This window comes from Paenibacillus sp. Y859 (assembly GCF_056786405.1).
Window position 1 is genome coordinate 1 of sequence record NZ_JBXCIZ010000027.1, and the last position, 9,609, is coordinate 9,609.

General features: G+C 38.5%; 12 protein-coding genes. All 12 read left to right on the forward strand.

Annotation, left to right across the window (positions count from 1 at the left end):
* On the forward strand, positions 1-447 hold a 447-nt coding region (locus AC1TO8_RS23625), incomplete at its 5' end, for a phosphotransferase family protein (RefSeq protein ID WP_482058031.1).
* Positions 448-727: 280 nt separating this feature from the next.
* On the forward strand, positions 728-1,258 hold the full coding sequence (locus tag AC1TO8_RS23630; protein ID WP_482058032.1) for a dihydrofolate reductase family protein: 531 nt from the start codon (positions 728-730) through the stop codon (positions 1,256-1,258).
* A gap of 307 nt (positions 1,259-1,565) precedes the next feature.
* Complete coding sequence (locus tag AC1TO8_RS23635; RefSeq protein WP_482058033.1) at positions 1,566-1,928, forward strand: hypothetical protein; 363 nt, start codon at positions 1,566-1,568, stop codon at positions 1,926-1,928.
* Positions 1,929-2,174: 246 nt separating this feature from the next.
* Positions 2,175-2,885 (forward strand): metallophosphoesterase family protein, encoded by a 711-nt coding sequence (locus AC1TO8_RS23640; RefSeq protein ID WP_482058034.1) that lies wholly within the window; start codon positions 2,175-2,177, stop codon positions 2,883-2,885.
* A gap of 1,085 nt (positions 2,886-3,970) precedes the next feature.
* Positions 3,971-4,822, forward strand: coding sequence for a GNAT family N-acetyltransferase (locus AC1TO8_RS23645; RefSeq protein ID WP_482058035.1), 852 nt, complete (start codon positions 3,971-3,973; stop codon positions 4,820-4,822).
* Between the two features lie 652 nt (positions 4,823-5,474).
* Positions 5,475-5,717 (forward strand): hypothetical protein, encoded by a 243-nt coding sequence (locus AC1TO8_RS23650; RefSeq protein WP_482058036.1) that lies wholly within the window; start codon positions 5,475-5,477, stop codon positions 5,715-5,717.
* Positions 5,718-5,869: 152 nt separating this feature from the next.
* On the forward strand, positions 5,870-6,376 hold the full coding sequence (locus AC1TO8_RS23655; RefSeq protein ID WP_482058042.1) for a P-loop nucleotide/nucleoside kinase family protein: 507 nt from the start codon (positions 5,870-5,872) through the stop codon (positions 6,374-6,376).
* A 392-nt stretch (positions 6,377-6,768) separates the two neighbouring features.
* Entirely contained in the window at positions 6,769-7,368 is a 600-nt protein-coding gene (locus AC1TO8_RS23660; RefSeq protein WP_482058037.1) for a GNAT family N-acetyltransferase, read from the forward strand.
* A gap of 73 nt (positions 7,369-7,441) precedes the next feature.
* Complete coding sequence (locus AC1TO8_RS23665; protein WP_482058038.1) at positions 7,442-7,594, forward strand: hypothetical protein; 153 nt, start codon at positions 7,442-7,444, stop codon at positions 7,592-7,594.
* A 60-nt stretch (positions 7,595-7,654) separates the two neighbouring features.
* Positions 7,655-8,584, forward strand: coding sequence for a 5'-nucleotidase (locus tag AC1TO8_RS23670; protein ID WP_482058039.1), 930 nt, complete (start codon positions 7,655-7,657; stop codon positions 8,582-8,584).
* A 97-nt stretch (positions 8,585-8,681) separates the two neighbouring features.
* Positions 8,682-8,804 carry a hypothetical protein gene (locus AC1TO8_RS23675; RefSeq protein ID WP_482058040.1) on the forward strand — a complete coding sequence of 41 codons (123 nt, stop codon included), beginning with the start codon at positions 8,682-8,684 and terminating at the stop codon, positions 8,802-8,804.
* Positions 8,805-8,866: 62 nt separating this feature from the next.
* Positions 8,867-9,208 (forward strand): DUF3139 domain-containing protein, encoded by a 342-nt coding sequence (locus tag AC1TO8_RS23680; protein ID WP_482058041.1) that lies wholly within the window; start codon positions 8,867-8,869, stop codon positions 9,206-9,208.
* Positions 9,209-9,609 lie beyond the last annotated feature (401 nt).

Genomic DNA, 9,609 nt, shown 5'->3' on the forward strand with positions numbered 1-9,609 from the left:
AACATAAAGGTTACTCCACTCCTTACAGAAGAAGAGAAAGAAAAAATAATTAATTACTTAGAAAATCTACCTGACGATAATAAGCTGTGTCACGGTGATTTTCATCCAGATAATGTGCTACTTGACGGTGATAATTGGATTGTTGATTGGATGACGGGAATGTCAGGTAATCCCGCTGGTGATGTTGCTAGGTCAGTTATTCTATTCAGTCTTGGTACGATGCCTGATGGTAATCCCAATATAATTAAAACCATTGTTAATATTCTAAGGAATAGGATGAAGACAGAATATATAAAGGAATACCTGAGTATTACGGGAAAAGATTACTCCGAAATTGATAAATGGGTTTTACCTGTGGCTGCAGCAAGATTAGTAGAGTGGATACCTAAAGATGAACAAGACAAATTAGTACTATTAATAAAGGATCGATTGATGGCGATTTCATAGAAGGGCAATACTGCGTATAACAATGTCTTTCAGCATCGTCGCTGACGCTCCTTGGGTCGCCAGAGGAATTTTCTGAGAAGTGGAATCAGGCGACACATCCAACCGGCTAAGTGGCAAAGCCACCCGGACCTTTGGTCCTTAAGCCGTTTGGACGTCAGGAATGCCAAACGTTATGCGCAATTACTGCACTATTGTCGAAAGAGATTTCATCGATGAATGAGGTATAACTAGAGCAATTGATTTTTTAATGACTTTTCTAATCTATTGTGGAGCTGATGAAATGAGACGGTTAAGATATCAGGTGGCAAGTAGTCTGGATGGTTATATAGCAGGACCCCAAGATGAGTTTGATTGGATTCCACCAGAACCTTCATTTGATTTTGATGCGCTTTATGCGCAGTTCGACATAATCCTAATGGGCCGTCGAACTTACGAAATTTTACATGATGTAGGTGAAAACTTTCCAGGGAAACAAGTGATCGTGGCATCGCAATCACTTCGTCAAGAAGATCATCCTAACGTTGAGATTGTGAGCGAAGGGTTAGAAATTCGAGTACGCGAGCTTCTTTCACAACATGGACGAGATATCTGGCTCTTTGGAGGAGGAAATCTATTCTACCAACTTATTACTTGGAACCTAGTAGATACGTTTGAACCAGCTTTTATTCCGATTCTTTTGGGAGGTGGGATTCCATTGCTTGCTTCTCACGGGGTACGTCGAAACTTGGCATTTATTAGGCAGCAAGCCTATCCCAGCGGAATGGTACTCATGGAGTATGAGGTGAAAAAGACTGAGAATGGGAATAGTTGAGGCGACACAGATTTATTTGTGCGAAAGAGAGCAAAATATCCGATGCTTGGATGTAATTTGGTAGAATTTTTTAGGTTAATCGAAGAGGGCAGTAACAGCGCATAACAACAAATTCACGCTACGGGCATTCGCCCTTGGTTGGAAGAAGATATGAAGCGAAGAAGTATTTCTCCAACACATTCCTTTTCCTAAGATAAGAGCTATCTAAGGAAAAGGAACATCGTGAATCCAAGGAACGTTAGATGAAATAACCGCTAGATAGATTAATAAAGGCTTATAACTTCCTAAGGAGAGGTCACTGAAGAAAATGAGGAATAAATCAAAAACAACTCGGGCAGTATGGATTTTTGCAGTATTTATTGTAGTAACTCTAGTTAGTTTGTTAATACATAGATTTGAGTCCAATTTAGGCTCGTATACTATATCCTATGGAAATACTATACATGTAGAAATCAATATAGATGGACTTCATAGAGAAAATAATGTAAACCTTTTGATAATCAACGGTAGTGCAATAAGTAAATATCCATTTGATAAAGGCAACAAAGAATACACGTATTCAAAAAACTTGGATATAGGATCAATAGATTTAAAACAATATGAGATATTAGTAGAATGGACTTCAAACAATAAAAGACATATTGAATATCTAAGAACAAAAACAGAATAAAATGTATATTAAAGGTAATTCAAGGAAGGCGGTTACAACATCTAACATTGAATTACCACAGCGGTCGCTACGCTCCCTGGGTCACCAAGTGGAGTTTCGAAGAAGTGAATTCAGGTGACACATCCAACCGGCTAAGTGGCAGAGCCACGCGGACCTTCGGTCCTTAAGCCGTATGGACGTCGGTAATGCGCGAACGTTAGGTGAAATCCCCTAAAGGCTTAAAAAGTGGATACTAAAGGAGATTCTATGAAGCGAACGATAATGATTAGCGATATTCATGGGTGTATCGATCAATTAAATCAGTTATTGCATATTATCAAATACAATTCGAAATATGATCAGTTAGTTTTGCTTGGTGATTATGTAGATAGAGGGCCTAACAGTAAAGAAGTAGTTGATAAAGTAATCGAATTAGTAAGTAAGCATAATGCTATTGCATTACGAGGCAATCATGACCAACGTTTAGTTGACTTAATAAATAATGATAGCAAATTGATTAGATCAAAATTTATAGAACATGGGGGAATACAAACCCTTCAAAGTTATTGCAATATTAATAATGAAATCTCTGATGAAATCATGAACCGGGCGAAAGATACAATTAATACATTTTTTAGTCATCATATTGACTTTTTAAGTAAATTACCTTTATATCACGAAGACCATGATCACATTTATGTTCATGCAGGATTGAATCCCAATTTTATTGATTGGAAGAACCAGCCAGAACACGATTTTATGTATATTAAGGATGAATTCATTCGATACATTTTTAAGAATCTAAATAAAAGAGTCATTTTTGGACATACAAGAACAATAGATATCCACGGTACATCGAATATTTGGTTTAGTGAAGACAAGATAGGTATTGATGGCGGATGCGCATATGGAATGCAGTTAAATTGTTTAATTTTCCAAGATGAATCCTATATAACGGAACAAATATTGAACTGTTGAAGTGATTCAAGGAAGTGGGGGACATCACCTAACAGAACATTCCAGCTTCGTTGCTGATGCTCCTCGGTCGCCAAGAGGGTTTTCGGAGAAGTAGATTCAGGCGACACATTCAACCAGCTAAGTCTGACGACCCGGACCTACGGTCCTTAAGCTGCTTGAACGTCAGGAATGCCAAACGTTAGGCGAAACTAAGCTAAGGGGGAAGAATTATTTATGCAGCTAATACATAGAAGAGGAAGGTGAATATTCGAGGATGAAGATGAGGTCTATTTTTACATAATAGGCGAAAAAGGTGAAGATCTGGGTTATGCTACGTGGTCCAATACACAAGTAAATACTATTTCTAAACAAGAATATTTTTATCACAAGTACGGTCCGTACTATGTTGAAATTATGAATTACTTTCAGGACAATATTACGGACACATGCAGGACATTAGATGGCTCCGTCTATGTGTCTCACTATCAACAATCAGACATCCATAAGTTTGATAGTAACGGGATTCTAGAATTTATCCATCAAGATATGTTTGATACAGTTTATGGATTTGCTGTTTCTGAAGATCTTATATGGGTTACGTACCCAACAAGGAATACTATAAAGTGTTATGACCTTAAAACATATAAAGAGCTGTATTCTATAGGAGACATTGAAGGATCCTTATTTGACTTACCGGAGAGTATTTATTATTGTGATGAACTTCTTTACGTCTGTGATTTGGGAAATCAACGAATATGTACTATAGATCCAAAGAGTAAATTAATAAGTACTTATAAAGTATTTGAAGAACCTGTATGGGAATATATAAGATGTAATAACTATGAGATTGTAAGACTGCAGTCAGGAATTTTTCGGGTATAACTGTCCGCATCGCCTAACATTACATTTCTACGTCGTCGCTAACGCTCCTTGGTCACCAAGAGGCATTCCAGTGTAGTGAAATCAGGCGACACATTCAACCAGCTAAGTCTGACGACCCGGACCTACGGTCCTTAAGCTGCTTGAACGTCAGGAATGCCAAACGTTAGAGGAAATTAATGCAGGTCATTGTAAACATCTTGAATTCTTATAAAAGGGGTTGTAGTATGGAAACAGAAATAAGAGAAGATATTCTAAACTTAATAGAGAAAATTTCTCCACAAGGAAGGAATTTTGTGAACGAAGCACTTAATGATAACATGGTGACAGTATTCTATTACAATAAATCGATTGATGATCATGGTGTGTTTTGTATAGCTGAGAATAATGATTGTAATATAGCCTATTTTTCATTCTTAGATGAACCAAATAATGTGAAATACAAAGATTTAATTATGTTAAAGATGAAGCCTTTCATTGATGGAGTGAATGAAAAAGAACTATGCTTCAATGTGTATGGAAAAAATATCGAGGTTATAGAATTCCTACAAAACCTTGGGTTTAAAGTGGATATGGAGGGATATCATCTATTTTATAATAGACAAGAAGCACCAGTAATATCACAATCAGAATTAATTGAAAAACAATTTGAAGATAGCATGTTGGATCATTTAGTCGAATTATTTGACAAAGGGTATTTTCAATTAAATAAAGACAATGGATGGCAAACAGATTGGTACTATGCGAATACAAAAGTATTCCAAGCAGGTCTTCAGGAAAAAGTACGAGATGATGAATTTCGTTCGTTTTGGATAGGGAACCAATTGATAGGTGCATACATAATAGATGAGAACTATATTCGGGATATAGTAGTCTCCCCAGAATATCAGAATCGTGGATATGGAAGTACAATCTTAGCGAATTGTATTAGACACATGATAGAAAATAAAAATGTGAAAAAAGTTTGTTTGCGTATTACAAAGTCTAATTTAAGGGCTAAAAAACTATACGAAAGGAATCATTTTGAGGAATTAGCTTGTTTCGCCGAACATACCTTTATATCAAAGATTAATACTTAAAATGAAAGAGAAATATATTAATTGCGATTCAACACAGTACGGGGGGATTTCAAAGGAGGCATTAATATCCTCTAACATTGCATTACCACAGCGGTCGCTACGCTCCCTTGGTCACCAGGAGGAAGTTTCGTGGAAGATAATTCAGGTGACACATCCAACCAGCTAAGTGGCAGAGCCACCCGGACCTTCGGTCCTTAAGCCGTTTGGACGTCGGTAATGCGCGAACGTTAGTACGCCAAGAAGTTTGGCACATCTTACAAGGTGAAAGTCCTTGTGGGGCAAGGTCTAACCAACTACCCCTATCGAGTGTTGCGCTGACACAGGTAACTGCTAAGTGAAGTGTACACAGAGAACCATGTAGGCCATAAGGAGATGTACCTCCTGAAGCATATTCAGCCTCGTCAATGCAGTTTGGGAAACCAAACAAAGAACAGACGACAACGTGTTTAACGTCACGGAAGTCCAAGCAAAGGAACCGTTAATAGAAGCCCGCAATACGAATCTTCTTAGAATGAAAGGTAAGGTTCTGGAGGGTCTGTCGGGGTCAAAGCACGTGGCATGCATGGAGAGATGAGTCAGGAACTTGGGAGGTCCCTAATCGCTCCTACTCCAAGGAGTAGGTAGGCTGGACAATCGAAAAAGATGAAAGTTAATGGCGATTAGGGAGTCGGATCCATTCATAGTACTCGGAGATCGGGAGAGCCGATCACATGGGGAAGGGATGGACAAGAACATGAAGCTTGTAAAGGAAACCTATGCCGGACATGTAGGACTGGAACACCATAGGCAAACCTCACTGCAAGGAATAGCAAGGAAAGCAAGAAGAAATCAGACACACCGATTTGGAAACGTCTATGGATTTCTAATGCTGACGTACAAAAGCGAGTGTTCTTGAAGAGCCCGGTGCGGTAATTCCGCACGCCGGGATCTGTGCGGGGGACGTCAGGTAACTGGCGTTTCTACCGTGACTATGAAATCAGCGCAAATATGTAAAAACAAAAATCAAATGCGTTTAAATTATGGCTTTTCTCGAAGGAGTTGAGTTTAGTGCTCTATATATTTAGTGGTTTGCCGGGAACCGGTAAAACCACATTATCATCGGCTTTAGCAAGAGAACTAAATGCCACGTATCTTCGGGTCGATGTCGTGGAACAGGCAATGCGGGATGCTGGAAAGACCATCGAGGGACCTGAGGGTTACCTTGTGTGTTATGCAATTGCATCACAGAATCTCCAACTGGGATTAGATGTGATTGCAGATACAGTCAATCCCATCCAAATCACCCGCCAAGCTTGGCGCAACGTGGCGGATTCTCTTGGAATTCCTTATGTGGAAATTGAAGTGATTTGCTCTGACGATAGTGAACACAGGCAACGAGTCGAAACGCGAGCAGTTGATATTCCAGGCTTTGTTCTTCCGACATGGGTGCAGGTTAAAAATCGACAGTATGATGTTTGGGACCGAGATCACATAGTTATAGATACAGCCTATCAAACTGAGGAAGAAAGTTTAAATAGATTATGTAAACAGTTGGATGAGAGAAGAACTTCTTGAACTAACAGAGATAATAATTAATTTGTGTAGGTATTTCTAAGAAGGCGCTGACATCTTATAACACAATATTTCTGCTTCGGGTGACTCCGTCACCCTCTGTCCCAGAAGTAACATTCGAAGAAGTAATTGCTGGGACACATCCGCACCACCTAACCGCATCGCGACCAGTCGGTTCGCTCCTTTAAGGTGGTGGGACGTCAGGAATACGGAAACGTTATCGGAAATCAGCGGAAATCATAAAAACCTTCTATAAACCAGTATCCAATAGATGCATTTCAGCTTGGGAACCAGGCTAGTTTAGTAATAATTAATCTTTACCTGCCATGAGCTCTTACGGTTTGGTATTATATGTGGTAAAGCATTCTACCAAATATGCATAAGGGAGATAAATAATGAACTCAAATACTCATTCCACATCCGCTGAAAACATTTTTAAGATTGACTGTAAGGATATTATTTTAAGAGAATACATAATTGATGATTTAGATGAGTTTCATTCACTAACATGGCAACCTGAGATACATGAGTTTTTGCCAGGATGCAACGTATCTAAAGAACAACGGTTAGATTGGCTAATAAATTACGAAACCAAAGAAAATAAACAGTTTCTAAAGGTTGTATCGGAAGGCGGTGACATTGATGAACTCCGTCTTCGTTTGGGGATTATATTGAAAGAGTCAGGAGAGTTTATCGGTTGGTGCTGTACGGGAATAAAAGAAGAATTACCGCCTCCAAACAGAGAGATCATGTATGCAATATCAAAAGATCATAGAGGTAAGGGTTATACGACGCAAGCAGCTAAAGGGATAATCAAGTATTTATTTGAGAATACGAACGTGGAGGTGCTTAATGCTATAGCCCTTATACGAAGTTTACCCTCAAATAGAGTAATACAAAAGTGTGATTTCGATTTTATAAACATCATAGAACTTGAAAAGGAGAGCTATAATTATTATAAACTCAGCAAGAGCAATTGGGAAATCGAGATGTAGTAGTCTTTCAATTTCTGAGCTAACGCAACAGGATAGAAAAGATAATTGAAGTTGGGGTCTTACAAAGAAGACGATGACATCCGATAACAATGCATTCCTGCTTCGTCGCTTCGCTCCTAGGTCGCCTAGAGGGATTTCAGAGAAGCAGATTCAGACGACACATCCAAACAGCAAAGTGGCAGAGCCACCCGGACCTACGGTCCTTAAGCCGTTTGGACGTCGGTAATGCGGGTACGTTATAAGAAATCCCCGCAAGTACATAATTATCAGGAAGGATGAAGAGTTCATGCCATTTGATATTGATAGTAAATTCGTAATAGCAGTAGCATCGAGCGCATTGTTTGATCTAACTGAGTCCGATCGTGTATTCAAAGAAAGTGGAGAAGATATTTATCGCAAGCATCAGAGAGAACACGAACATGAAATATTAACACCAGGTGTTGCTTTCCCGCTAATTAAAAGATTATTAAGCATTAATACTCCTCAAGATCAAATAGTAGAAGTTATCTTACTATCTCGAAATGATCCAGATACTGGATTAAGGGTTTTTAAATCTATAGAACATTATGGCTTAACAATTAGTAGGGCTGCATTTGTCACAGGTAACAATCCATTTAAGTATATGGCTGCATTCAATGCGAGTCTTTTTTTATCGGGAAACCCAAAAGATGTTAAGGAAGCTGTAGAGAAAGGCTACCCTGCAGGATGTATTTATCCTTCTGATTACATTGATAACGATGAAGACAATGAAATACGGTTAGCATTTGATTTTGATGGCATAATTGCTGATGATTCGGCTGAGTCTATTTTTCAAGGTGGAGCTTTAGAAAAATTTCATTCTCATGAGAAGGAATTAGCGAGTCAACCTTTGCCAGCGGGACCATTATTAAGATTTTTCACAGAGATATCAAAGTTACAACAAAGAGAGATTCAAAAGAATCTAAATGATCCTTATTATAAACCAAGAATTAGATTGGCAATTGCTACTGCTAGAAATGCCCCTGCCCACGAAAGAATGATTACTACACTTAGAAAATTAGAAATTAGAGTCGATGAGGCTTTTTTTCTTGGAGGAATCGAAAAGATAAGAGTGCTAAGTGTCTTTATGCCACACATTTTCTTTGATGATCAAGTAGGCCATATTGAGGGAGTTGCCAGGACATTCCCTTCGGTTCATGTACCTTTTGGTGTCGTTAATAACAAGATTAATAAATAGTGCATTCTCGGTTTAGCTACGCAGGCGGGGACATCTGATAACACAGCATTCCTACAGCGGGCATTCGCCCTTGATCGCCTAGAGGGGTTTCAGAGAAGTGAATTCAGGCGACACATTCAACCAGCTAAGTCTGACGACCCGTTCCCTTTGGTCACTTAAGCTGCTTGAACGTCAGGAATGCCAAACGTTATCCGAAACTTCTGAAATTGTATTTAAGTAAACTCACAGAAGAAATTCAATTAAGACCAACGAACAAAAAACTTAGAGGGAATGATTATTATAATGAATAAAAAAATAGTAATTATAATAATCATAATAACTATTCTAGTAGTAACACCAATAGTTTACGTTCAGGTGAATAAAATTATATATGCAAATAGAGTAGCTAATTATCTACTTGAAGAACAAAAATATAGTAGTGAAGAAATAGAGTCAGTTGAAGGAGTATGGGGTATTAAATTACCGTCATTTTTTTCAGTAGTCACATTTAAAGATGAACCCTATGTTGAATATATATATTTTGCACATAACGAAGTATTGCAGTTTGGTTACAGATTGACAGAAGAGGGAAAGGAAGAAGGTATTACAAAATCAGAGTTGAAACATTATGATTCATTCGAATAGATTAATGAAAAAATAAGTTAACAGATCACGATAGTATTTCTAAGAGGTCAGAGGCGTCGGATAACAACGTTTTTCAGCATCGTTACTATTGCTCCTTGGTCGCCAAGAGGGAATTTCGTAGAAGGGGAATCAGGCGACACATCCAACCGGCTAAGTGACGAAGCCACCCGGACCTACGGTCCTTAATCCGTTTGGACGTCAGAAATACACAACGTTATCGGAAAGCCCTGTGAATCATATGAATAACAAAATCAATCAAAGAAACAGTAGAGGAGGAAAGTCATGGAAGAGAATAAAATACAAGCAGTGTTTATCGATCGGGATGGAACAATTGGAGGAACCGATGAAGTACTTTATCCGGGTTCATTTGAATTGTTTAAGTATACTCATGAAGCTTTAAA

Bases quoted from the DNA above. Each gene is read 5' to 3' on its own strand.
- AC1TO8_RS23630 (WP_482058032.1), top strand. From the start codon at position 728: ATGAGACGGTTAAGATATCAGGTGGCAAGTAGTCTGGATGGTTATATA.
- AC1TO8_RS23635 (WP_482058033.1), top strand. From the start codon at position 1,566: ATGAGGAATAAATCAAAAACAACTCGGGCAGTATGGATTTTTGCAGTA.
- AC1TO8_RS23640 (WP_482058034.1), top strand. From the start codon at position 2,175: ATGAAGCGAACGATAATGATTAGCGATATTCATGGGTGTATCGATCAA.
- AC1TO8_RS23645 (WP_482058035.1), top strand. From the start codon at position 3,971: ATGGAAACAGAAATAAGAGAAGATATTCTAAACTTAATAGAGAAAATT.
- AC1TO8_RS23650 (WP_482058036.1), top strand. From the start codon at position 5,475: ATGGCGATTAGGGAGTCGGATCCATTCATAGTACTCGGAGATCGGGAG.
- AC1TO8_RS23660 (WP_482058037.1), top strand. From the start codon at position 6,769: ATGAACTCAAATACTCATTCCACATCCGCTGAAAACATTTTTAAGATT.
- AC1TO8_RS23665 (WP_482058038.1), top strand. From the start codon at position 7,442: ATGACATCCGATAACAATGCATTCCTGCTTCGTCGCTTCGCTCCTAGG.
- AC1TO8_RS23670 (WP_482058039.1), top strand. From the start codon at position 7,655: ATGCCATTTGATATTGATAGTAAATTCGTAATAGCAGTAGCATCGAGC.
- AC1TO8_RS23680 (WP_482058041.1), top strand. From the start codon at position 8,867: ATGAATAAAAAAATAGTAATTATAATAATCATAATAACTATTCTAGTA.